23 protein-coding genes are annotated in these 22,163 nt (G+C 57.9%); 13 read left to right on the plus strand and 10 right to left on the minus strand.

Translation table 11 applies throughout. The features are described from left to right. Positions 1-53: 53 nt before the first annotated feature. A complete protein-coding gene (gene gdhA, locus ACQG1Y_RS09195) occupies positions 54-1,397 on the minus strand; it encodes an NADP-specific glutamate dehydrogenase (RefSeq protein WP_154123310.1) in 1,344 nt (447 codons plus the stop codon). Positions 1,398-1,622: 225 nt separating this feature from the next. On the opposite strand from gdhA, the gene ACQG1Y_RS09200 reads away from it, so the two are divergent. Continuing rightward, a complete protein-coding gene (locus ACQG1Y_RS09200) occupies positions 1,623-1,895 on the plus strand; it encodes a YnjH family protein (RefSeq protein WP_003857857.1) in 273 nt (90 codons plus the stop codon). Here ACQG1Y_RS09200 and ACQG1Y_RS09205 read toward each other — a convergent pair. Then, positions 1,855-2,271 carry a pyrimidine (deoxy)nucleoside triphosphate diphosphatase gene (locus ACQG1Y_RS09205; protein WP_017693607.1) on the minus strand — a complete coding sequence of 139 codons (417 nt, stop codon included), beginning with the start codon at positions 2,269-2,271 and terminating at the stop codon, positions 1,855-1,857. The genes ACQG1Y_RS09200 and ACQG1Y_RS09205 overlap by 41 nt on opposite strands. Before the next feature lie 75 nt (positions 2,272-2,346). On the opposite strand from ACQG1Y_RS09205, the gene ACQG1Y_RS09210 reads away from it, so the two are divergent. Continuing rightward, the gene (locus ACQG1Y_RS09210; RefSeq protein ID WP_047741377.1) at positions 2,347-2,919 is read left to right on the plus strand and encodes a carboxymuconolactone decarboxylase family protein; all 573 of its coding nucleotides are present in this window, start codon (positions 2,347-2,349) and stop codon (positions 2,917-2,919) included. Further along, entirely contained in the window at positions 2,909-3,526 is a 618-nt protein-coding gene (locus ACQG1Y_RS09215) for a CDP-alcohol phosphatidyltransferase family protein (protein WP_045141483.1), read from the plus strand. The genes ACQG1Y_RS09210 and ACQG1Y_RS09215 overlap by 11 nt, the downstream gene beginning before the upstream one ends. On the opposite strand, the gene ACQG1Y_RS09220 is transcribed toward ACQG1Y_RS09215, so the two are convergent. The 6 genes from ACQG1Y_RS09220 to xthA form a co-directional block, all read right to left on the minus strand. Beyond that, positions 3,523-4,830 carry a sulfurtransferase gene (locus ACQG1Y_RS09220; RefSeq protein WP_047731598.1) on the minus strand — a complete coding sequence of 436 codons (1,308 nt, stop codon included), beginning with the start codon at positions 4,828-4,830 and terminating at the stop codon, positions 3,523-3,525. The two genes, ACQG1Y_RS09215 and ACQG1Y_RS09220, sit on opposite strands and share 4 nt — an antisense overlap. Before the next feature lie 73 nt (positions 4,831-4,903). Continuing rightward, positions 4,904-5,524 carry an ATP-binding cassette domain-containing protein gene (locus ACQG1Y_RS09225; RefSeq protein ID WP_032670089.1) on the minus strand — a complete coding sequence of 207 codons (621 nt, stop codon included), beginning with the start codon at positions 5,522-5,524 and terminating at the stop codon, positions 4,904-4,906. Continuing rightward, the gene (locus ACQG1Y_RS09230) at positions 5,524-7,053 is read right to left on the minus strand and encodes an ABC transporter permease subunit (protein ID WP_032670969.1); all 1,530 of its coding nucleotides are present in this window, start codon (positions 7,051-7,053) and stop codon (positions 5,524-5,526) included. The genes ACQG1Y_RS09225 and ACQG1Y_RS09230 overlap by 1 nt, the downstream gene beginning before the upstream one ends. Then, positions 7,026-8,195, minus strand: coding sequence for an ABC transporter substrate-binding protein (locus tag ACQG1Y_RS09235; protein ID WP_426736732.1), 1,170 nt, complete (start codon positions 8,193-8,195; stop codon positions 7,026-7,028). The genes ACQG1Y_RS09230 and ACQG1Y_RS09235 overlap by 28 nt, the downstream gene beginning before the upstream one ends. 6 nt (positions 8,196-8,201) lie before the next feature. Then, entirely contained in the window at positions 8,202-8,885 is a 684-nt protein-coding gene (locus ACQG1Y_RS09240; RefSeq protein WP_032670087.1) for a TVP38/TMEM64 family protein, read from the minus strand. Positions 8,886-8,891: 6 nt separating this feature from the next. After that, on the minus strand, positions 8,892-9,698 hold the full coding sequence (xthA, locus tag ACQG1Y_RS09245) for an exodeoxyribonuclease III (protein WP_015570756.1): 807 nt from the start codon (positions 9,696-9,698) through the stop codon (positions 8,892-8,894). Positions 9,699-10,131: 433 nt separating this feature from the next. On the opposite strand from xthA, the gene astC reads away from it, so the two are divergent. The 7 genes from astC to ves all read left to right on the plus strand — a co-directional run bounded on the left by astC (position 10,132) and on the right by ves (position 17,711). Further along, positions 10,132-11,352 carry a succinylornithine/acetylornithine transaminase gene (gene astC, locus ACQG1Y_RS09250; RefSeq protein WP_032104258.1) on the plus strand — a complete coding sequence of 407 codons (1,221 nt, stop codon included), beginning with the start codon at positions 10,132-10,134 and terminating at the stop codon, positions 11,350-11,352. Next, entirely contained in the window at positions 11,349-12,383 is a 1,035-nt protein-coding gene (gene astA, locus ACQG1Y_RS09255) for an arginine N-succinyltransferase (RefSeq protein ID WP_047637419.1), read from the plus strand. Before astC ends, astA begins: the two co-directional genes overlap by 4 nt. Then, positions 12,380-13,867, plus strand: coding sequence for a succinylglutamate-semialdehyde dehydrogenase (astD, locus tag ACQG1Y_RS09260; RefSeq protein WP_368740505.1), 1,488 nt, complete (start codon positions 12,380-12,382; stop codon positions 13,865-13,867). Before astA ends, astD begins: the two co-directional genes overlap by 4 nt. After that, on the plus strand, positions 13,854-15,179 hold the full coding sequence (gene astB, locus ACQG1Y_RS09265; protein ID WP_023303517.1) for an N-succinylarginine dihydrolase: 1,326 nt from the start codon (positions 13,854-13,856) through the stop codon (positions 15,177-15,179). Before astD ends, astB begins: the two co-directional genes overlap by 14 nt. A 9-nt stretch (positions 15,180-15,188) precedes the next feature. After that, on the plus strand, positions 15,189-16,154 hold the full coding sequence (astE, locus tag ACQG1Y_RS09270; protein WP_368740506.1) for a succinylglutamate desuccinylase: 966 nt from the start codon (positions 15,189-15,191) through the stop codon (positions 16,152-16,154). Between the two features lie 337 nt (positions 16,155-16,491). Next, on the plus strand, positions 16,492-16,986 hold the full coding sequence (gene spy / locus ACQG1Y_RS09275; RefSeq protein WP_015570753.1) for an ATP-independent periplasmic protein-refolding chaperone Spy: 495 nt from the start codon (positions 16,492-16,494) through the stop codon (positions 16,984-16,986). A gap of 167 nt (positions 16,987-17,153) precedes the next feature. Further along, positions 17,154-17,711, plus strand: a complete 558-nt coding sequence (gene ves, locus ACQG1Y_RS09280) for an environmental stress-induced protein Ves (protein ID WP_017384666.1) — start codon at positions 17,154-17,156, stop codon at positions 17,709-17,711. On the opposite strand, the gene cho is transcribed toward ves, so the two are convergent. After that, positions 17,689-18,567, minus strand: coding sequence for an excinuclease Cho (gene cho / locus ACQG1Y_RS09285; protein WP_072204511.1), 879 nt, complete (start codon positions 18,565-18,567; stop codon positions 17,689-17,691). The genes ves and cho overlap by 23 nt on opposite strands. A 115-nt stretch (positions 18,568-18,682) precedes the next feature. Continuing rightward, positions 18,683-19,510: an ammonia-dependent NAD(+) synthetase gene (gene nadE / locus ACQG1Y_RS09290; protein WP_003857837.1), complete on the minus strand. Its 828-nt coding sequence runs from the start codon at positions 19,508-19,510 to the stop codon at positions 18,683-18,685. A 231-nt stretch (positions 19,511-19,741) separates the two neighbouring features. On the opposite strand from nadE, the gene osmE reads away from it, so the two are divergent. The 3 genes from osmE to chbC all read left to right on the plus strand — a co-directional run bounded on the left by osmE (position 19,742) and on the right by chbC (position 22,124). After that, a complete protein-coding gene (gene osmE / locus ACQG1Y_RS09295; protein WP_003857836.1) occupies positions 19,742-20,086 on the plus strand; it encodes an osmotically-inducible lipoprotein OsmE in 345 nt (114 codons plus the stop codon). A gap of 281 nt (positions 20,087-20,367) precedes the next feature. Further along, positions 20,368-20,685, plus strand: coding sequence for a PTS N,N'-diacetylchitobiose transporter subunit IIB (gene chbB / locus ACQG1Y_RS09300; RefSeq protein ID WP_015570750.1), 318 nt, complete (start codon positions 20,368-20,370; stop codon positions 20,683-20,685). Positions 20,686-20,765: 80 nt separating this feature from the next. Continuing rightward, positions 20,766-22,124, plus strand: coding sequence for a PTS N,N'-diacetylchitobiose transporter subunit IIC (gene chbC, locus ACQG1Y_RS09305; RefSeq protein WP_017384664.1), 1,359 nt, complete (start codon positions 20,766-20,768; stop codon positions 22,122-22,124). The last annotated feature ends 39 nt before the right edge of the window (positions 22,125-22,163 follow it).

The raw sequence follows: 22,163 nt of genomic DNA on the forward strand, positions 1-22,163 counted from the left end.
AGCCCGGTGGCGCTAACGCTTACCGGGCCTACAAGGGCGAGAATGCAGCGAAACTAAATCACACCCTGTCCGATCATCGCATCGGCCACCTTCACGAACCCGGCGATATTCGCCCCGCGCACGTAGTTAGTTTGCGAGGCCTCGCCGCCGTACTCCACGCAGGCGTGATGAATATCGAGCATGATGTGGTGCAGACGGGCATCCACTTTCTCTGCCTTCCAGCCCATTCTCGCGGCGTTTTGCGCCATTTCCAGACCGGATGTTGCCACGCCGCCAGCGTTCGCCGCCTTGCCTGGCGCAAACAGCACGCCCGCGTCCAGGAACAGGTCGGTCGCTTCAATAGTGGTGGGCATATTTGCCCCTTCCGCTACCGCTTTCACGCCATTGCTAATCAGCGTCCGGGCGGCATCCACGTCCAGTTCGTTTTGCGTCGCGCACGGCAGGGCGATATCCACCGGCACGCCCCACGGCTGTTTACCTTCCAGATAGGTCAGGCCAAATTCACGGGCATAATCCGCTACCCGACCGTCACGGCTGGCTTTGATTTCGCACAGACGCGCCAGTTTTTCTGCCGTAAAGCCAGCTTCATCCACCACGGTACCGCTGGAATCGGAGGCGGTCACCACGCGCGCGCCAAACGCCATCGCTTTCTCGATAGCGTACTGCGCCACGTTGCCGGAGCCGGAGACCGCCACGCGCATCCCCTCGAAGCTCAGCCCGTGACGCTTAAGCATCGCTTCGGTGAAATAGACCAGACCATAACCCGTCGCTTCCGGGCGAATCAGGCTACCGCCAAACGACAGACCTTTGCCGGTAAAGACGCAGGCACTGTTGTTGGAGAGCTTTTTCATCATCCCGGCCATAAAGCCCACTTCACGCCCCCCCACGCCGATATCCCCGGCAGGAACGTCGGTGTCCGGCCCAAGGTGGCGATAGAGCTCAGTGACCAGCGCCTGGCAGAAGCGCATCACTTCGCCTTCGCTCTTGCCTTTCGGATCGAAATTACTCCCGCCTTTACCGCCGCCCATCGGCAGGGTAGTGAGCGCATTTTTAAAGGTCTGCTCGAAGCCGAGGAATTTCAGAATCGACAGGTTCACCGAGGGGTGGAAGCGCATCCCGCCCTTAAACGGCCCAATGGCGGAGTTAAACTGCACGCGCCACGCGCGGTTGACCTGCACCTGATTGCGGTCGTCCACCCACGCCACGCGGAACTGGATGACGCGCTCCGGCTCTACCAGACGTTCAAGCAGCGCCATCTGACGGTAACGCGGATTTTCCTCAAGGAAGGGCCACAGGGTGGTCATGACTTCACGAACGGCCTGGGCAAACTCGCTTTGGTGCGGGTCGCGCTGCTGAACATGGGCAAGAAAGCTTTCCAGAGAGCGTGTCTGATCCATAGATATAAGAACCTCTTATAATAATTTATGCGTGTGGCGTAGATGTTTTGTGTCGTTTTTTTGACTATACCACCCGCACCGCTTTGAGAGGCAAGCAGAAATTTATGCCGCAAGGGAAATTAATGACAGGGCGCGCGTCATAACCAAAAGCGATGACGAGATAAATTAAAGATCCCGTCCGGATCGACCGTTATAGATATAAACGATGCAAAGGAAATAAAGTCTATGAACCGTTACGCAATGGCCGCGTTATGTTTGATGGTGTCCGCCGGGGCACAGGCTGACCGCATTCGCCCGGATGTCGAGGTCAACGTGCCGCCAGAGGTCTTTAGCGCTGGCGGCCAGCGTGCGCAGCCGTGTAATCAGTGCTGTATCTATCAGGATCAAAACTATTCCGAAGGCGCAGTGGTCAGGGCAGATGGCGTGCTGTTGCAGTGCCAGCGTGATGAACGCACCCTCAGTACAAACCCGCTGGTCTGGCGTCGCGTAAAAGAATAAACGCCTCCAGCAGCGGTATATCCGCCGGGGCTAAAGCATACGTGAACGCGTCTTCTGGCGTGCACCATACCAGCGCCGAGTGATAATGCGCCTTCAGCTGACCGCTAAATTCAGGCACATGCCAGGCGTGGAGGTGAATCAGCCGCTGCGACACCTCCCGCTGGTGGCTTGCCACATACCGCGCGGGCACGGCCTCAATGCCGAGCTCTTCGCGCAGTTCGCGGATCAGCGCTTCCGGCTGGGTCTCACCGGCTTCAACCTTCCCGCCTGCAAATTCCCACATTCCTGGCTGATCGGCATGTTCGGGACGCTGCGCCAGCAAAATCTTGCCCTCTTTTTCGAGGATGGCCGCAACCACATCGAGTGTTTTCAGCATGTTCGTCAATAATTAATAGCGAAAAACGACATATTATCGTGCCCTTCCAAAGAGTCCAGTCATCAGGAGAATCAGGTGAAAGAGACATCCGCCTGGGTTGCGCCCATGGAAACCCTTCCCGTCAGCCTCAGCCCCATCGCCGCCATGCAGAAAAAACACTTCGGCGCGGTGCTGAACCCCACGCGCTGGTGGGGGCGCATGCCGCGTCTTTTCTGGCTGGTGGCGCTGTTTGTCGGCTATCTGGAGCGGCGCAAGGCGCGTTTGACGCCGGTTCTGCGATCGCTACTAATGACGCGGGTCTCGCAGATCTGCCAATGCGCATTTTGTATTGATGCCAACAGCCTGCGTCTGGCCGAGCGGAGCGGGGCGCTGGATAAAGTGCAGGCCGTCAGCGACTGGCAAAATTCCACCCTGTTCAGCGAAGAGGAGCGCGCGGCGCTGGCCTATGCGGAAGCGGTCACCGCCACGCCGCCTCAGGTGGATGAAAATATCAAAAGTCTGCTGAAGCGCCACTTTACGGAAGAGACCATCACCGAAATGACGGCTCTGATTGCCTTTCAGAATCTTTCCGCCCGCTTTAACGCCGCGCTGGATATCCCGGCTCAGGGGCTGTGCGCCACGTTTAAAGGTAAACCGCATGCTGGATAAACATCTGCACCCCCGACTGAAACCCGGGTTAAATCAGCTGGCCGCCGCGCTGGATAGACCGTTTATCACGCCTGATGGCTTAACGCTCGCCGGGTTTGCGATTGGCGTGCTGGCGTTACCGTTTCTGGCGCTGGGCTGGTATCCGGCGGCGCTGATCGCCATTGTGCTGAACCGGCTGCTGGATGGTCTGGACGGCGCGCTGGCGCGTCGCCGTGGCCTGACGGACGCGGGAGGATTTCTTGATATCGCCCTCGACTTCCTGTTCTACGCCCTGGTGCCGTTTGGCTTTGCGCTGGCCGCTCCGGCTGATAACGCGATCGCCGCCGCCTGGCTGCTGTTCGCGTTTATGGGGACGGGCAGCAGTTTTCTGGCCTTTGCCGCGCTGGCGGGGAAGCATGATATCGACAACCCCGGCTATGCGCACAAGTCGCTTTATTACATTGGGGGATTAACGGAAGGAACGGAGACCATCGCGCTGTTTGCGCTGTGCTGCCTGTTTCCGGCGCATTTCGCGCTGTTTGCCTGGACGTTTGGCGCGTTGTGCTGGCTGACCACCACAACGCGCATCTGGAGCGGTTACATCACGCTGAAATCACTTCCCCGCTAGCGTGCGCTCTCCGGTCCGCGCTCCCCGGTGGAGACCGGGTTCTGCGGATGGCTGCTCCATTCGTACCAGCCGCCGTCGTAGACGGCAACGTTCTGCCAGCCCATGGCGCGGGCGTACATAAAGGCTTCAGACGCGCGCCAGCCGGTACCACAGTAAAACGCAACGTGCTGCTCCGGCAGGATATTCCACGTTTTCCACATGGCGGCAATATCGTCGGCGCTGCGCATGGTGCCATCCGGATTGTGGAAATCTTCCATGTGGGTCGCGTCGCTGCCCGCATGGCCCCAGCGCGCACCGGCAATCTCACCTTTTGGCTTGATATAGCTGTAGCCGCTGGTTTCACCGATAAACTCTGGCCAGGAACGAATGCTCACCAGCGAGGCGTCCTGACGGTGCAGCATTCCCCGGGCCTGCTCCATATCCACCATCAGCCGGGGCTGGCCCGGGATCGGCGCGCCAAAATCAGGGGCTGGCTTCACCTTTGCAGGCGTTCCGCGCTCAACGGGCAGGCTGGCGTCGGACCACGCCTTCCAGCCGCCATCCAGAATTCGCACATCCTTCACGCCCGCGTAGAGCATGATCTGCGCCACGCGCGCGGCGGCATACACGTCGCGACCGTACAGAATGACGGTGGTATCGTGACGGATCCCGTGCTTCGCCAGCATCGCTTTCAGCTTTTCGTCAGAAACCTTATTCCACAGCGGTTCGCTTTCCACTTCATTGGTGTCGATATAGCCCGCACCGGGAATGTGGCTCAGGAGATAAAGCTTCGGCGCACCCCAGCCAGCCTCGATCACCTTCCACTCTCCGGCTGGTGCGGCGGTAACGGGTTTGCCCTGCTGCAACTGGCGGATCCACTGCGGATAAACCAGCTGTTCGAAATGCGCCAGACGTTGCAGACGGTCGGATTGTTGCAGGGCATCGCTCAGGGTGGAGACGTGGGTAAAGCCCGCTTTCTCCAGCCGCGTTTTGACGGTCTGGTTGTCATCATCGTTGCCATAGAGCGCAACCGGCATGTCTGGCGTAAGCCGATGTTGTTTTGCCCAGCCGCTGAGCTGTTCATCGCTCATTGCCCCAAGCCAGCTGGCAGAGAGATTAAGCGCGGCGGGTTCATGCCCGGACGTTCCGCTCAGGGTCTGCGGCCAGCCGTTAAAGAACGCACTGACGCGCGTATCAATTACCGCGCCGTTTTGCGCCTGGAGCTGGTCCAGCGTGAGGGAGTGGGGCATATCAGCCGCCGTGGAGGAGAGTGAGGCGAGGCCGCAGAGCAAGGCCAGCGCGGTCAGTTGAGAAACACGTTTCATCGAAAAACCTGACGTCATTAAAAGAGGGGGGCATTGTCGTCTCTCCTGAAGCCAAAAACATTGCGTTAGCACATTATTGCCAGCGAGAAATCTCAATCACCTCGCCGCCGGGCGGAATATCGTCCTCATCATGCGTGACCAGCACCACCGGGATCCTGCGCTGGCGAGTAACCTCGAATACCCACGCCCGGAATGAGGCGCGCAGCGTTTTATCCAGTCGACTGAACGGCTCGTCGAGCAGCAATGCCTGCGGCTGGGCGAGAAGAGCGCGCAACAGGCTGACCCGGGCGCGCTCGCCGCCGGAAAGGGTCGCCGGATCGCTGGCGTAGTGGTTTGCCAGCCCGGCAGTGTCCAGGGCCTGTTCTACCGCGTTGCGGCGGGCGCGCCCGACGATGTGCGCCGGCAGCGCCAGCATCAGGTTTTGCCCCACGCTGAAGGCGTCAAACAGCAGGGCATCCTGAAACAGAATGCCGATCCCGCGCGTTTCCACGGGGAGCATATCGCAGCGGCGATCGTTCAGCCATATCTCGCCGTGCGCCTTAAAATCAGCGGATAACGCCCCCACCATCCAGGCGAAAAGGGTCGATTTCCCGCTCCCGGAGGGCCCCATCAGCGTGACAATCTCCCCCGCCGGGACGCGGAAGTTGACCTCACGGAAGAGTGGCGCAATGGTGAGATTTTTCACGTTCAGCATTAACGTAATCCTTGTCTGTGACGGCCCACGAGCCGGGAGAGCAGCGCGGCAAGGGCAAATACGCTGCTGGTCAACAGCAACAGACCCAGCGCCCGGCTGGCGAGGATCGGAATGCTGCCGCCGCTGCTGAGGGCGACCGCCTCCGTCGTCAGGGTGGTGAAACGTCCCGCTCCCAGCCAGAGGGTCGGCATGTACTGGGCCATGCTCACGGAAAAGCCGGTGGCAAAGGCCAGCAGGGCCGGACGAATCATCAGGGGGCATTTCACCAACCAGAAAATTTTCGCCTGTCGCCAGCCCAGCGTTCTGGCGGTGAGGATAAGCCGGGGATCGAGCCTGCGCCAGGCCGGTTGCAGCACCAGGAGCATCCACGGGAGAACCCAGAGCATATGGCTCCAGAGCACCGCAGCGTACTGGCCGTCGATGCCCAGCCACAGCGCCACGGCATATTGCCCGGACACGAGGGGCAGCGCCGGGAGGGCGAGCGGCAGCCAGACCCACACCGCGCCGCGCTGGGGTCCCCACTCAAGCCAGAGCATGAGGATGGCCAGCGCTGTCAGGCTGGACAGCAGTCCCAGTGAAAGGCTGTCGCTGACGGGGCCGATGTCGTCCCGGCGTGCCAGCATCAGCAGAACCAGCGCACAGAGGACGCCGCACAGCGGCAGTAACCCGCCCAGCGTCCGTGCGGGCAGCGCAGTATGCGAAGCGTGACGAATTCCGGAGGGGTCACGCTGGGCGCGCCGCCATGCCGTCCAGAAGCCGTATCCCACCGCGGCAAGCGCCGCCAGCAGCAGGAGCAACACCAGACACAGCAGCGTTCCCTTTGTTTGCTGTTGTGCATCGCCCTGGGCGAGCCACTGCCAGGCCAGTACCGCCAGCGTAGGCGGGTTGCCTGGCCCGAGCACGATCGCCACATCCACCACGGAAAGCGACCAGGCCAGCACCGCCAGCATGACTGCGCCCAGCGCGGGGGCGATTGCCGGGAGGACGAGCCAGTTGAGCGCCTGCATTCGTCCGTAGCCGAAGGTATGCAGGACGATTTTCTGCTGTGCGAGACGCTTTTCAGGCAGCGCGGCGTAGATTGCCCACAGAACGAACGCGCTCTCTTTGACCGCAAGCGTCAGGCCAAGCCCGATACCGTAGCGGTCAAGCTGCGGCGAACAGACCGTACAGATCCGGTAAAACTGCCCCCCTTCCGCAAACAGCAGCAGCGCGCTGGTGGCGAAGGCGACGTGCGGCACGGCTAACAGCCACGGCAGACGGGTGCTCAGGCGCTGCCAGCCTTCACCCGGCCAGAGAAGCGCAAGCAGGGTCAGGGCGATAAACAGTGAGCCCAGCGTCGCGATAAGCGTGGAAACCAGCGTGGCGGCCAGCGCCTGCGGCAGCTGCGGGTCGGCAAACAGCGTCGCCCAGTTGCCGGGAGAAAACGCCGGGGCCAGCAGCATGCCGCTGGCGGGAAGCAGTGGCAGATAGATGACCGCCATTGCCGCCCAGACCAGCCCGCTTAGCGGGTTCCGTAGCGGCGAAGCCATTCCTGCTCCAGGGCGTTAACCCAGGCGGCGTGAGGTTCGGGAAGTACATCAGGCGTGCCTGAGGGGGTAAAGGCGCGAAGCTGTTTTGCCGCTTTCGCAGGCAGTTTTTCGCCATCCAGCACGCTCGGGTCACCCCAGACGGCAGGATTAGCTTTGCGGATCTGCGCCTGCGGTGACAGCAGGAAATTCGCCACCACCTTCGCGCCTGCGCTCGCGCTGGCGTTTGCCGGGATGGCGACAAAATGGACGTTGCCGATCATGCCTTTGAGAAAGCCGAAACTGTAGCTGTCGGCAGGCAGTTCACCGCTCGCCACCTTTTGCATCGCATGGGCGGGGTTAAAGGTGAGCGACAGGTTCAGACTGCCGCTGGCCAGCAGCGTATCCATGCGCGCAGGCGACGGAGGAAAATCGTTCCCTTCGCGCCACAGCAGGGGGTGCAGCGTATCAAGGTAATCCCACAGCGGCGCGGTGACCTGCGCAAAGGTTCTGTCTGGCGCGTTTTTTAACGCCTCCGGATGGGCGGTCAGCGCCAGCAGTAGCTGCTCAAGAAACGCCGTGCCGGTAAAATCCGGCGGTCGCGGATAGCTCACCTTGCCAGGGTGCTGTCGGGCGTATACCAGCAGCGCGTGGGGATCTGCCGGTGGTGTCGGCGTACTCGCTTTACGGGCGATAAAGGTTAATTGCGCGCCGCCCCACGGGGATTCTGCCCCATCGGTCGGGATGGCAAAATCTTCCGTTACCGGTTTACGGGTATCGACGTAGCGCCAGTTGGGCAGGGTTTGCGCCCAGCCGGTGAGCAGCAGGTTTGCCGCTTTCAGGTTGCGGAAGTTTTCCCCGTTTACCCAGAGTAGATCCACCGACCCGTTACTGCTGCGTCCTGCGGCATGTTCCGTCTGGATCCGCTTCACCGCGTCGGCGGCATCGGCCAGATGAACGATCTTCAGGTTAATGGCGTAGTGCGTTTTCATCTCGTCGCTTACCCAGTCGAGGTAGCGGTTAACGGCCTCGTCACCGCCCCAGGCGTTAAACCAGACGGTCTGCCCGGTGGCCTGTTGCTGAATGGATTGCCAGCTCTCTGCGGCGAAGGCAGAGGTTGCCAGCAGCAGACTCGTCAGAAACGCGCAAAAACGCACCCGGCGCATAATGCCTCACTTTTTAATCGAAGGGATGTAACGGGAAAACAGCCAGCGAGTGACCAGCGGTAATAACCCTAATAGTGTAAAGGCGAACAGCAGTCCCGGCGACAGAATATCGCGCAGCGCGGTGAGTTTCCCCAGCTCGCGTCCGGCGTTCAGATAAATGACGGTGGCAGGTAGCATTGCAAGCTGGCTGACCCACCAGTAGTGACGCACCCTGAGACGGGTTAGCCCCATCAGCAAATTGACCAGAAAGAACGGGAACAACGGCATCAGGCGCAGGGCAAAAAGGTAGCGCGCGCCGTCGCGATCCATTCCCGCATCTATCGTGCTCATCTGTGCGGCAAAGCGCCGTTGCACCCAGTCGCGCAGCAGATAACGGCTGACGAGCATGGCAAGCGTGGCGCCGAGCGTCGAGGCAAATGACACCAACAGCGTCGCCTCCCACAGGCTGAAAAGCGCCCCGCCGAGCAGCGTCAGAAGCGCGGCTCCGGGGATTGACAGCGCGGAGAGCAGAACGTAAACCGCAAAATAGACTAGCGCGCTCTGAAGAGGCGCCTGCTCCACACGATCGAGCAACGTTTGCTGGTGCATTTTTAGCGTGTCGAGGGAGAGTATGCCTGGAGGAAGCAAAACAACGGTCAAAACAAATGCGCCCAAAAGGGCGCACAGGAGACTGATTTTTTTAATATTCACTGAAGTTTACAGCTTGAACGTTGCCCATACCGGCGCATGGTCGGACGGCTTTTCCATACTACGGATGTCATAGTCGATACCGGTTTCGATGCAGCGTTCGGCCAGGGGGGCGCTCGCCAGCAGCAGATCAATACGCAGGCCCCGGTTGTCATCGAAGCCTTTAGAGCGATAGTCAAACCACGAGAAGCGATCCTGCGTCGCCGGGTTAGCCGTGCGGAAAGTATCCACCAGCCCCCAACCCAGCAGGCGCTCCATCCACTCGCGCTCCTCCGGCAGGAAAGAGCATTTGCCGGTGCGCAGCCAGCGCTTACGGTTCTCTTCGCCAATACCGATATCCAGATCCGTCGGGCTGATATTCATGTCGCCCATGATCAGCACCGGGTTTTCTTTTTTGAGTTCGGTTGTCAGGTAGTTTTGCAGATCCTGATAAAACTTCGCTTTGGCCGGGAATTTGGTTTCATGATCGCGGCTTTCACCCTGCGGGAAATAGCCGTTGATGACGGTCACATTGCCGAGCGCGGAAGGAATTTCCGCCATGATGATGCGGCGTTGCGCCTCTTCATCGTCACCCGGGAAGCCACGACGCACCGACACCGGCGTATCTTTGGTCAGCAGTGCAACGCCGTAGTGGCCTTTCTGACCGTGGTAAAAAACGTTATAGCCCAGCTTCGCTACCTCTTCGAGCGGGAACATATCGTCGTGAACTTTTGTCTCCTGCAAGCCGATCACATCTGGCTGATGTTGCTCAACAATCGCTTCAAGCTGGTGAGGGCGGGCACGCAGGCCGTTGATATTAAAAGAGACAAATTTCATAGTCGCTGCCAATGCAAGGTGAATAGTGCAAGGATGGTAGCAGAATTTACGTCGTCTGTTATCCGCTTCGCCCAATTACTGCGACAGATAATGCCGACGGTGCAATATTTGCACCATTTCGGCGCGTTTTGCCCTCGAACAGGGCATAAAGGACCGATAAATTTCGCGAGCGATCACAATTCCAGAATTATATTTGGCCTCTGCATACTCTTTCTTGTTTTCATGCGGCAAAGCGCCGCTTGTCGTAAAAATATTCACTATTTATGCATTAAAAGTGAATAACTCTATATTGTAACTCATTGATATTCTGTTACCCCAACCCGTTTATGCATTTTTATCGCTGGCTGGCACGAAGGCTGCAATCTACATTCACAGTGCAAACACTCAATTATTTAACATTTAAACAACCTTTTATTTACCGGGTGAGGTCGCTATGTCTCTGTCAGTTACGCGTGAAAATTTCGATGAATGGATGATGCCGGTATACGCTCCGGCGGCTTTTATTCCGGTACGTGGGGAAGGCTCTCGCCTGTGGGATCAGCAGGGCAAAGAGTATATCGACTTTGCGGGTGGGATTGCGGTAAATGCGCTGGGGCATGCAAACCCGGCGCTGCGGCAGGCGCTGAATGACCAGGCGGCGAAATTCTGGCATACCGGCAACGGTTATACCAACGAACCGGCATTGCGTCTGGCGAAGAAGCTGATCGACGCCACTTTCGCAGAAAAAGTCTTTTTCTGTAATTCCGGCGCGGAAGCGAACGAAGCGGCGCTGAAGCTGGCGCGAAAATATGCGCACGATAAATTCGGCGCGCACAAGAGCGGCATCGTAGCCTTTAAAAATGCCTTCCATGGCCGCACGCTGTTTACCGTCAGCGCGGGTGGTCAGCCCTCATATTCTCAGGATTTTGCGCCGCTGCCGCCGGATATCCGGCATGCGGCGTATAACGATTTACACTCTGCCAGCGAGCTGATTGACGACACCACCTGTGCGGTGATTGTCGAGCCCATGCAGGGGGAAGGCGGCGTCATGCCCGCCCAGAAAGCGTTCCTGCAAGGGCTGCGCGAGCTGTGCGATCGGCATAACGCGGTCCTGATTTTTGACGAAGTCCAGACCGGCGTGGGCCGCACGGGTGAGCTGTACGCCTACATGCACTATGGCGTGACCCCGGATGTGCTCTCAACAGCCAAAGCGCTCGGCGGCGGTTTCCCGGTGGGGGCGATGCTGACCACCGATAAATTCGCCAGCGTGATGACCGTGGGCACCCATGGCACCACATACGGCGGCAACCCGCTGGCAACCGCTGTCGCCGGACAGGTGCTGGATATCATCAATACCCCTGAGGTGCTGAACGGCGTGAAGCAGCGTCACCAGTGGTTTGTTGAGCGCCTTACTGCCATCAATAACCAGACCGGCTTGTTCAAAGAGATCCGCGGTCTGGGGCTGTTAATAGGCTGTGAGCTTGCCCCTGAGTTTGCCGGCAAAGCGAAGCTGATTTCACAGGAAGCGGCAAAGCAGGGCGTAATGGTGCTGATTGCCGGTGCTAACGTGGTGCGGTTTGCCCCTGCGCTGATCGTCAGCGAGGAAGAGGTCAGAACCGGGTTAGATCGTTTTGCGCTGGCCTGCGAACAGGTGAAGTCCGGGGTGTCATCATGATGGTCATCCGTCCCGTTGCGCACGGCGATCTCGCCGGGCTTATGCAGCTTGCCGGTAAGACAGGGGGCGGGCTAACCTCGCTGCCTGCCGATGAAAAAACGCTGTCGGCGCGCATTGAGCGCTCCCTGCAAACCTGGCAGGGGACGTTGCCAAAAAGCGAACAGGGCTATGTGTTCGTGCTGGAAGATAACGGCACGGGAACCGTGGCGGGGATTTGCGCCATCGAGGTGGCCGTCGGGCTTAACGATCCGTGGTACAACTACCGCGTCGGCACGATGGTCCACGCCTCGAAAGAGCTGAACGTTTACAACGCGCTGCCGACGCTCTTCCTCTGTAATGACCATACCGGCGCCAGCGAACTCTGCACCCTGTTTCTCGATCCGGACTGGCGCAAAGAGGGCAACGGTTATCTGCTCTCCAAATCGCGCTTTATGTTTATGGCCGCCTTTCGCGACCGCTTCAACGAAAAAGTGGTCGCGGAGATGCGCGGCGTGATTGATGAGACGGGCTACTCGCCGTTCTGGGAGAGTCTGGGCGAACGCTTCTTCTCCATGGAATTTAGCCGGGCGGATTACCTGTGCGGTACCGGTCAGAAGGCGTTTATCGCCGAGCTGATGCCGAAGCATCCTATTTATACCCATTTCTTAACGCCTGAAGCGCAGGCGGTGATCGGCGAAGTTCACCCGCAAACCGCCCCGGCCCGCGCAGTGCTGGAGAAAGAGGGATTTCGCTACCGTAACTACGTCGACATCTTCGACGGCGGCCCGACGCTGGAATGCGACATTGACCGCGTTCGCGCCATCCGTAAAAGCCGCCTGGTTGAGGTTTCAGAAGGCCAGCCCGCGCCGGGCGAGTGGCCAGCCTGCATGGTCTCGAACGAGAATTACACCAACTTCCGCGCCATGCTGGTGCGAACCAACCCAACATGCGAGCGTCTGGTACTGACGGCTGCGCAACTGGATGCCCTGAAATGTAACGCTGGCGACACGGTTCGCCTGGTGCGGCTCTGCCCTGAGGAGAAAACAGCATGACTCTATGGATTAACGGTGACTGGGTAACGGGCGAAGGTGACGCGCGGACAAAAACTAACCCGGTCGGCCAGGAGGTGCTCTGGTCGGGGAACGACGCCAGCGCCGGGCAGGTTGAGCAGGCCTGCCAGGCTGCACGCCGCGCGTTTCCGGCATGGGCGAAACGGCCATTCTCCGAGCGCCAGGCGCTGGTTGAGAAATTTGCTGCGCTGCTGGAGGCCAATAAAGCCGAGCTGACCCGCATCATTGCCTGCGAAACCAGCAAGCCGCGCTGGGAGGCAACAACCGAAGTCACGGCGATGATCAACAAAATTGCGATATCGGTGAAGGCGTACCATACCCGCACCGGCGAGCAGCATACCGAGATGCCAGACGGCGCCGCCACGCTGCGCCACCGTCCGCACGGGGTGCTGGCGGTGTTTGGCCCTTATAACTTCCCCGGACATCTGCCGAACGGGCACATTGTGCCTGCGCTGCTGGCGGGGAATACCGTCATCTTCAAGCCGAGTGAGTTAACCCCCTTAACCGGAGAAGCAGTCATAAAACTCTGGGAGCAGGCGGGGCTGCCGCCGGGGGTGGTGAATCTGGTGCAGGGCGGGCGTGAAACAGGTCAGGCGCTGAGTGCGCTGAGCGACATTGACGGTCTGCTGTTCACCGGCAGTGCCGGAACGGGCTATCAGCTGCATCGTCAGCTGGCGGGGCAGCCGGAAAAAATTCTGGCGCTGGAGATGGGCGGCAACAACCCGCTGATTGTGGAAGATCCGGATGATATCGATGCCGCGGTCCATCTGACCATTCAGTCGGCGTTCATTACCGCCGGACAGCGCTGTACCTGCGCCCGCCGCCTGCTGGTTAAACGCGGCGCGCAGGGGGATGCGTTCCTGAAGCGTCTGGTGAAGGTGAGCGCGCGTCTGGTTCCCGCGAAATGGGATGCCGAGCCGCAGCCGTTTATCGGCGGGCTGATCTCCGCGCAGGCGGCGCTGAACGTGCTGAAAGCGTGGCAGGAGCACGTGGCGCGCGGGGCGAAAACCCTGCTGGAGCCGAAGCTGGTTCAGCCGGGCACGTCGCTGCTGACGCCGGGGATTATTGAGATGAGTGCGACGAGCAACGTGCCGGATGAAGAGGTCTTTGGCCCGCTGCTGTGCGTCTGGCGCTATGACGATTTTGAGTCGGCGATCGAGATGGCCAACAACACCCGCTACGGCCTGTCGAGCGGCCTGATATCGCCGCATCGCGAGAAATTCGAACAGCTGCTGCTGGAAGCGCGCGCCGGGATCGTGAACTGGAACAAACCGCTGACCGGTGCGGCGAGCACCGCGCCGTTTGGTGGCGTAGGGGCGTCGGGCAACCATCGCGCCAGCGCCTGGTATGCCGCCGATTACTGCGCGTGGCCGATGGCAAGCCTGGAAACCCCGGCGCTGACGCTGCCGGAGACACTGAATCCGGGGCTGGATTTTACAGAGGGTGACGCCCATGAAAGCGCGTGAGGTTAACTTTGACGGCCTCGTGGGGCTGACGCACCACTATGCCGGGCTGTCGTTCGGTAATGAAGCCTCGACGAAGCACCGTTTCCAGGTCTCGAACCCGAAGCTGGCGGCGAAGCAGGGTCTGTTGAAAATGAAGGCGCTGTCCGATGCCGGTTTCCCGCAGGCGGTGATCCCGCCTCAGGAGCGACCAAACGTGGCCGTGCTGCGCCAGCTGGGGTTCAGCGGTACGGATGAACAGGTGGTGGAAAAAGCAGGCACGCAGACGCCACACCTGCTTTCGGCGGCCAGTTCAGCCTCCTCGATGTGGGTGGCGAATGCCGCCACCGTTGCGCCGTCGGCGGATACGCTGGACGGCAAAGTGCATCTGACCGTTGCTAACCTGAACAACAAATTCCACCGCGCCAGCGAAGCGGAGACCACCGGGCGCGTGCTGCGCGCCATTTTTAATCATGAAGCGCATTTCGAGGTACATTCGGCGCTGCCGCAGGTCGCGATGTTTGGCGATGAAGGGGCGGCAAACCACAACCGTCTGGGCGGCGACTATGGCGAGCCGGGTTTGCAGCTGTTTATCTATGGACGGGAAGAGGGCGGCCACGCCGCGCCGGTTCGTTATCCGGCGAGACAAACTTTAGCCGCAAGCCAGGCGGTTGCGCGGCTGAACCAGGTTAATCCTTCTCAGGTGATTTTTGCCCAGCAAAATCCGCAGGTGATCGACCAGGGCGTGTTTCATAACGACGTCATTGCCGTTTCCAACCGTCAGGTGCTGTTCTGCCACGAGCAGGCGTTTGCCCATCAGGAAAAGTTGCTGGCCACGCTGCGCGAACGCGTGCCGGGATTTATGCCGATTCAGGTGCCCACGCAGGCGGTAAGCGTACAGGATGCGGTCGAAACGTATCTGTTCAACAGCCAGCTGCTGAGCCGGGATGATGGCAGCATGATGCTGGTGCTGCCGCAGGAGTCCCGCAACCATCAGGGCGTCTGGCGCTATCTCAGCGAACTGGTGCAGGCGGATAACCCGATTGATGAACTGCGCGTGTTTGATCTGCGGGAAAGTATGGCCAACGGCGGGGGACCTGCGTGCCTGCGACTGCGCGTGGTGTTAACGCCGGAGGAGATGCAGGCCGTGAATCCGGCGGTGATGATGAACGACACGCTGTTCAATACCCTCAATGACTGGGTGGACCGCTATTATCGCGACCGTCTGGTTCAGGCCGATCTGGTTGATCCGCAGCTGCTGCGCGAAGGCCGCGAGGCGCTGGATGCATTATCGACCATCCTGCAACTGGGATCGGTTTATCCGTTCCAGCGCTAAGGAGATGATATGGAAAACTTACTGGCGCTGACGCTGGCCGAAGAGACACCGGAGCGGCAAGAGGGGGAAGGCCCCTCGTTCCACTGGCGATGGCTGGGGCGGGGCGTGCTTGAACTGACGCCGACGGGGGAATATGACCTGTCGCTGCTGCTTTCGACCGGCATTCACGGAAACGAAACCGCGCCCGTGGAGATTGTCGATCTTTTGCTGCGCGCGCTGTTTCGCGCAGAGATCACGCTGCACTGCCGTCTGCTGGTGGTGCTGGGAAATCCGCCTGCGCTGGCGCAAAATAAACGGTATCTCGTGAGCGACATCAACCGCATGTTTGGTGGTCGCTGGGCGCAGTTTCCACAGAGTGATGAGACGACACGCGCGCAATGGCTGGAGAAGGTGGTCACGGCGTTTTTTGCCGGGGCGGGGGAAACGCGCTGGCACCTCGATCTGCATACGGCCATTCGCGCCTCGTACCACGTGCGTTTTGGCGTGTTACCTCAGCGTGATCAGCCGTGGGATGAGGCGTTTCTGACCTGGCTTGGCGACGCGGGGCTGGAGGCGCTGGTTTTCCACCAGACGCCAGGCGGCACGTTTACCCACTTCACCTGCGAGAATGTTGGCGCGTTATCCTGCACCCTGGAGCTGGGAAAAGCGCTGCCGTTCGGGCAAAACGACCTGACGCGTTTTGCCCCTACGCATCAGGCGCTTCGGGCGTTGCTCGCCGGGGTTGCGCCGGAACCCTCCCGGGAACCCGTTGTGCGCTATCGGGTCGTGCAGCAGATCACGCGTCAAAGCGAGGCTTTCCAGCTACATATGGCGCCCCATACGCTGAACTTTACGCCGTTTCGCCAGGGCGTCCTGGTGGCGGAAGATGGTGAGACGCGCTATGCGGTACAGAAATCCACGGAATATGTTTTATTTCCTAATCCGTCGGTCGCGTTTGGTTTGCGAGCAGGCCTGATGCTGGAAAAAATGCCCTGATCGTCTCCCCTCGCGCAGACCGGAGGGGAAATGAAGAATAAATTTCTTAGCGTTAAAAGCGCTCTGGTATTGTTTGCGGAATATTCCTGGAGAATTGCTTTATTATTAAACGGCACTTCGCTATACTTCTCCATAATCTCTTTAAAATCATCCTGTTGAATATTTTTGTTTCATCTCTCCACGCTTTTTCCTTAATTTCTCCACAATTGGCGAAAAGTTGTTTTTTACACTTTCATTGTTTTACCGTTGCTCTGACTAATTGACGATAAACCCCGTAAAGTTAATCTCGTCAACACGGCATAGCGCCGAAGAATAACTGAAAGTAAGGAAAGACATTATGCGTAAATTAACTGCACTGTTTGTTGCCTCTACCCTGGCTCTGGGCGCTACCAGCATGGCGTTCGCCGCCGATACCGCGACCACTACCGCCGCGCCGACGGAAGGCAAAATGATGATGCATCATAAAGGCAAGCCGGGTATGCACCATGAGATGATGATGTTTAAAGATCTGAACCTCACCGATGCGCAGAAGCAGCAGATCCGCGACATCATGAAAAGCCAGCGTGACCAGATGAAACGTCCTCCGCTGGAAGAGCGCCGCGCAATGCATGACATCATTGCCAGCGACAGCTTCGATAAAGCAAAAGCGGAAGCGCAGATCGACAAAATGGCCGAGCAGCATAAAGCGCGCATGCTGGCCCATATGGAAACCCAGAACAAGATTTACAACATTCTGACGCCGGAACAGAAAAAGCAATTTAATGCCAATTTTGAGAAGCGTCTGACAGAACGTGCAGCGCCGGAAGGTAAAATGCCTGCACCAACCGAATAATCGGTTCACTCTCTTAAGACCGCCGGGCTCCTGTCTACAAAAGCGAAAACGCTGTGGACAGGACCGGCGGTTTTTCTTTTATCCCATGCCTAAGGTCTGGCCTGACTGCTGCCGATAATACGTTTGTGAAAATGCGCTGGCGCACGGTGCGTCCTTCAGGAGTGGTCATGGAATTCTTTGATATCCGTAAAATGCCGGTCAGTCTCTGGCGTAATGGTGCGGGTGAGACGCGTGAGATTTGCTGTTTTCCTCCCGCGACGCGGGATTTTTTCTGGCGGGCCAGTATTGCCTCCATCGCCAGTAACGGCGAATTTTCCGCGTTCCCGGGCGTCGACCGGGTGATTACGCTGCTGGAGGGCGGCGAGGTGACCCTGGATGCAGGCAGGGCGTTTTGTCATACCCTGAAGCATCATCAGCCTTACCGATTTGCGGGCGATCTGGCGGTGAAAGCCGTGCTCACAGAGGGGCAGATGTCGATGGACTTCAACATCATGACCCGACGGGATTGCTGCCAGGCAAAGGTGCGCGTTGCTACCCGGACGTTCACTACCTTCGCATCACGCGGTGGGGTGGCATTCGTATTAAGCGGCGCCTGGCAACTGGGCGACAAATTACTGACCGCCGATCAGGGCGCCAGCTGGGAAGCGGGCAGTCATACCCTCCGTTTACTGGAAACGAAGGGGTCGCTGCTGTTCAGTGAAATTACCTGGCTGCCGGGTCATTGAGGACGATGATCTCATATTTTCCGGTTAACAGTGGCTTGCAGAGAATTTTGTAACCATCCTGATCGAAACCGGCAGGGGTGCGCAGCAGAGCGGTAGCGTCATCCAGATTTTCAACGGCGCCAAGCCAGAGCCAGTTGCGGATGATGTGATAGTGCGTCATCCCATCGCGGGTTTCTTTCAGCGCCACCGCGCCTTCCCACGGCCAGCAGTTAACGCTGATAGAGGCAAGGCCAGCCATAAACCGGGCATGATGTTCTTCAACGCTCTCTTTTCCACAGCACGCCCCGGCGCAGCGTTTCAGCGCTGAGCGGAAACAGGCGCGACCACGGGTGGTGGCTTCCAGTCCTAACAGGCCGTAACAAAGCTGTAATTCATCAGCCAGGGATTGCAGGGTTTGCAGTGCGGCACGTTTGTTGGCAAACAGACCGTAAAGATTGGGTTCATGCGAAAAATCCACTTCCCGGGCATAAACGATCTGCGGTTTTCCTGCGTTAATCTGCAAGGAACACAGCTGGCGGTTGCGGCGCAGGCGTTTGTTAAACAGCGGCTGCTGTTCCTTGATGAGCCGGGCTTCGAGCAGAAGCGCGCCCAGTTCGCCTGCCGTCTCGATCCAGGTGATCCGCCGGGACTGCCTGAGCATCGATGCTTCATCCGGCGTACGCAGGTGCGACATCACCCGGCTGCGGATATTCACGCTTTTGCCGATATAGAGCGGCATGGTGTCGCTGTCGCCGTGGAAGAAATAGACGCCAGGCTGTTTAGGCAGTGCCTCAAGCCAGGGGCGAAGATGCTCGGGATATTCGTAGATAGCCGCCGCTTCAAACTCAAGACGCGGGGCGGATTGACGCCTGCTCACATACTGCTCCATATACTGTTCAGGCATACAGTGTAGCAGGTGTTCGGTGGTTAAAAAAGAGCCGGGTGGCGGCTACGCCTTACCCGGCCTGCAAAGCGGAGTTACCGTTTTGCTTTTACTTTTTCCAGAAATCATCAAACACCGTAATGGGCGGACGGCGCTTATGCTCGGTTTTCAGATACCAGCCTTCGATAATTTTAGCGGTACCTTCGTCGAGCGTTTTGCCTTCCAGATAATCATCGATGTTGTCATACGTAACGCCCAGCGCCGCTTCATCCGGCAGGGAAGGGCGATCGTCCTCCAGGTCCGCCGTTGGCGCCTTCTTATACAGGTGCTCCGGGCAGCCCAACGCCGCCAGCAGTTGCTTGCCCTGACGCTTGTTCAGACGGAAGAGGGGGTTAATATCCGTGCCGCCATCGCCGTATTTGGTAAAGAAGCCGGTGATGGCTTCCGCGGCGTGGTCGGTGCCGACGACGACCCCTTTGGTCATCCCTGCGATACTGTACTGCGCTTTCATGCGCTCACGGGCTTTCTCGTTGCCGCGGACAAAATCGCTCAGTTCAATACCGGCTTCACGCAGGGCCTGCTCGCTGGCCAGTACCGAACCTTTGATGTTTACGGTAAGAACACGGTCCGGCTGAATAAACGCAATCGCATCCTGACAGTCCTGCTCGTCGGCCTGCACGCCATACGGCAGACGTACGGCAATAAATTGCAGCGCGGTGTCACCGGTCTCGTCACGCAGCTCGGAGATGGCCATCTGGCTCAGCTTACCGGCCAGAGTGGAATCCTGACCGCCGCTGATGCCCAGCACCAGCGTCTTCAGGAAAGGGTGTGCAGACAGGTAAGCTTTCAAAAAATCAACGCTACGACGGATCTCTTCATTGGCATCAATCGCAGGTTTCGCGCCCAGCGCCTGAATAATTTCTTGTTGCAGAGCCATTACGCCCTCCCTATGCAGAACCAAACAGAAAGTGTGATCTGTTAAAACTAACCCTTTGTCGGGGAAACGACAAGGATCACAGTTTTGAGTGTACTGTTTTACAGCGATTTAGCAGCTTACCGTTGTTTTATTAGAATTTTCCGAAATTCGTCTGGCGTAACTCGCAAAGTTGAACAATAGTAATTTTTATCCCATGCTTAGTTAACACGCTGATAAACAAGAGGACGGAATATGAACAAGAACGTAGCAGGAATTTTAAGCGCAGCGGCGGTACTGACTATGCTGGCAGGGTGTACAGCTTACGATCGCACTAAAGATCAGTTCACACAGCCAGTGGTAAAAGACGTCAAAAAAGGCATGACGCGTTCCCAGGTTGCAGCCATTGCCGGTAAACCTTCTTCAGAAGTCACTATGATCCACGCGCGTGGTACCTGCCAGACCTATATTCTGGGTCAACGTGATGGTAAGGCAGAGACCTATTTTGTCGCCCTGGATGATACGGGTCACGTGATCAATTCTGGTTACCAGACCTGTGCCGAATACGACACCGACCCACAGGCACCTAAGGCACAGTAAGCCTGCTTGCCTGAGAGCGTTAACAAACCGGCCGGAAGGCCGGTTTTTTTATGCATACGTGAATCTTATTTCTTGGCGCGAATTATTTGCCTGAAATGTGAAGGTAGTCAACAAGCCAGGTCAATGAGAGACAATTTCAGTCTATCCAGAATTATCCCCTCCCTGTACCATTGCGTATACTCACTTCAACGACAAACAATGTTCAGCACACTGCCCGTCAGCCAGGATAGCGAGTCGAGTGATAGCGAGACGGCGGGTAGCCAAACAAGAGGGAAGTTATCATGGAAAAGAAACATATCTATCTGTTTTGCTCTGCGGGCATGTCCACTTCGCTGCTGGTTTCCAAAATGCGCGCGCAGGCCGAAAAATATGAAGTCCCTGTGGTGATTGAGGCGTTTCCGGAAACGCTGGCGGGCGAGAAGGGTCAGACAGCCGACGTTATTTTACTCGGGCCGCAAATCGCTTATATGCTGCCAGAAATTCAGCGTCTGCTACCCAATAAGCCGGTCGAAGTGATCGATTCCGTTTTATACGGCAAGATTGATGGTTTAGGTGTATTAAAAGCTGCCGTTGCGGCGATTAAAAAAGCTGCTAATTAATTTTTTATTTTTCCCGTCAAAGAGTTATTTCACACACAATACGCCGTAACGGTCGTTGCGGCATTTAAGGGTATTTTCCTATGAGTAAAGTCATCGCTTCACTTGAAAAGGTACTCCTTCCTTTTGCTGTTAAAATAGGAAAGCAGCCTCACGTTAATGCCATTAAGAACGGCTTTATTAAATTAATGCCGTTGACATTAGCGGGGGCAATGTTCGTTTTAATTAACAACGTTTTTCTGAGCTTTGGAGAAGGTTCCTTTTTTTATTCATTAGGAATTAGGTTAGATGCTTCAACTATTGAAACCCTTAATGGTTTAAAAGCCATTGGCGGCAACGTATACAATGGTACGTTGGGTATTATGTCGCTAATGGCGCCTTTCTTTATCGGAATGGCGCTGGCGGAAGAGCGTAAAGTGGATCCGCTTGCGGCAGGCTTACTGTCCATTGCCGCGTTCATGACCGTCACACCGTACAGCGTGGGTGACGCTTACGCCGTTGGCGCCAACTGGCTGGGTGGGGCAAACATCATTTCCGGTATTATTATCGGGCTGGTGGTGGCCGAAATGTTCACCTTCATTATTCGCCGTAACTGGGTTATCCGCTTGCCGGATAGCGTTCCGGCCTCCGTTTCTCGTTCCTTTTCCGCGTTGATTCCGGGCTTCATTATTCTCTCCATCATGGGGATTATTGCCTGGGCGCTCTCTCACTGGGGCACAAACTTCCACCAGATCATTATGGACTCTATCTCAACGCCGCTGGCGTCGATGGGTAGCGTAGTCGGTTGGGCGTATGTCATCTTTACCTCCCTGCTGTGGTTCTTCGGCGTGCATGGTTCACTGGCACTGGCGGCGCTGGACAGCGGTATTATGACCCCGTGGGCACTGGAAAACGTCGCGCTTTACCAGCAGTACGGCTCCGTCGATGCGGCGCTGGCGGCCGGTAAAACCTTCCATGTGTGGGCGAAGCCGATGCTTGACTCCTATATCTTCCTGGGCGGTACCGGGGCGACGTTGGGTCTGATCATCGCGGTCTTTATTGTCTCTCGCCGCGCCGACCATCGTCAGGTTGCGAAGCTGGCCCTGCCATCAGGCATCTTCCAGATTAACGAGCCGATCCTGTTTGGTCTGCCAATTATCATGAACCCGGTGATGTTCATTCCCTTCATCCTGGTTCAGCCGCTGCTGGCCGCGATTACGCTGACGGCGTACTACCTGGGCATTATCCCGCCGGTGACCAACATTGCGCCGTGGACGATGCCGGCTGGTCTGGGCGCGTTCTTCAACACCAACGGTAGCGTGGCGGCCTTCCTGCTGGCGATATTCAACCTCGGGATTGCAACCCTGCTCTACATGCCGTTCGTGGCGATTGCGAACAAGGCCGCAACGGTTATCGATGAAGAAGAGAGCGAAGAGGATATCGCCCTCGCACTGAAATTCTAAAATTGCACGGCGCGGGGCAACCCGCGCCAGCGGAAAGGA

The organism is Enterobacter cloacae complex sp. 397G4 (assembly GCF_050031515.1).
GTDB lineage: Bacteria > Pseudomonadota > Gammaproteobacteria > Enterobacterales > Enterobacteriaceae > Enterobacter > Enterobacter hormaechei_C.

What these genes read in the sequence shown, in the direction of transcription:
- astC (WP_032104258.1), top strand. Translation starts at nt 10,132, where the DNA reads ATGTCTCTGTCAGTTACGCGTGAAAATTTCGATGAATGGATGATGCCG.
- ACQG1Y_RS09200 (WP_003857857.1), top strand. Translation starts at nt 1,623, where the DNA reads ATGAACCGTTACGCAATGGCCGCGTTATGTTTGATGGTGTCCGCCGGG.
- astD (WP_368740505.1), top strand. Translation starts at nt 12,380, where the DNA reads ATGACTCTATGGATTAACGGTGACTGGGTAACGGGCGAAGGTGACGCG.
- ACQG1Y_RS09225 (WP_032670089.1), bottom strand. Translation starts at nt 5,524, where the DNA reads ATGCTGAACGTGAAAAATCTCACCATTGCGCCACTCTTCCGTGAGGTC.
- nadE (WP_003857837.1), bottom strand. Translation starts at nt 19,510, where the DNA reads ATGGCTCTGCAACAAGAAATTATTCAGGCGCTGGGCGCGAAACCTGCG.
- ves (WP_017384666.1), top strand. Translation starts at nt 17,154, where the DNA reads ATGGAATTCTTTGATATCCGTAAAATGCCGGTCAGTCTCTGGCGTAAT.
- chbB (WP_015570750.1), top strand. Translation starts at nt 20,368, where the DNA reads ATGGAAAAGAAACATATCTATCTGTTTTGCTCTGCGGGCATGTCCACT.
- chbC (WP_017384664.1), top strand. Translation starts at nt 20,766, where the DNA reads ATGAGTAAAGTCATCGCTTCACTTGAAAAGGTACTCCTTCCTTTTGCT.
- ACQG1Y_RS09205 (WP_017693607.1), bottom strand. Translation starts at nt 2,271, where the DNA reads ATGCTGAAAACACTCGATGTGGTTGCGGCCATCCTCGAAAAAGAGGGC.
- astB (WP_023303517.1), top strand. Translation starts at nt 13,854, where the DNA reads ATGAAAGCGCGTGAGGTTAACTTTGACGGCCTCGTGGGGCTGACGCAC.
- ACQG1Y_RS09235 (WP_426736732.1), bottom strand. Translation starts at nt 8,195, where the DNA reads ATGCGCCGGGTGCGTTTTTGCGCGTTTCTGACGAGTCTGCTGCTGGCA.
- spy (WP_015570753.1), top strand. Translation starts at nt 16,492, where the DNA reads ATGCGTAAATTAACTGCACTGTTTGTTGCCTCTACCCTGGCTCTGGGC.
- osmE (WP_003857836.1), top strand. Translation starts at nt 19,742, where the DNA reads ATGAACAAGAACGTAGCAGGAATTTTAAGCGCAGCGGCGGTACTGACT.
- astE (WP_368740506.1), top strand. Translation starts at nt 15,189, where the DNA reads ATGGAAAACTTACTGGCGCTGACGCTGGCCGAAGAGACACCGGAGCGG.
- ACQG1Y_RS09220 (WP_047731598.1), bottom strand. Translation starts at nt 4,830, where the DNA reads ATGAAACGTGTTTCTCAACTGACCGCGCTGGCCTTGCTCTGCGGCCTC.
- xthA (WP_015570756.1), bottom strand. Translation starts at nt 9,698, where the DNA reads ATGAAATTTGTCTCTTTTAATATCAACGGCCTGCGTGCCCGCCCTCAC.
- astA (WP_047637419.1), top strand. Translation starts at nt 11,349, where the DNA reads ATGATGGTCATCCGTCCCGTTGCGCACGGCGATCTCGCCGGGCTTATG.
- ACQG1Y_RS09215 (WP_045141483.1), top strand. Translation starts at nt 2,909, where the DNA reads ATGCTGGATAAACATCTGCACCCCCGACTGAAACCCGGGTTAAATCAG.
- ACQG1Y_RS09230 (WP_032670969.1), bottom strand. Translation starts at nt 7,053, where the DNA reads ATGGCTTCGCCGCTACGGAACCCGCTAAGCGGGCTGGTCTGGGCGGCA.
- gdhA (WP_154123310.1), bottom strand. Translation starts at nt 1,397, where the DNA reads ATGGATCAGACACGCTCTCTGGAAAGCTTTCTTGCCCATGTTCAGCAG.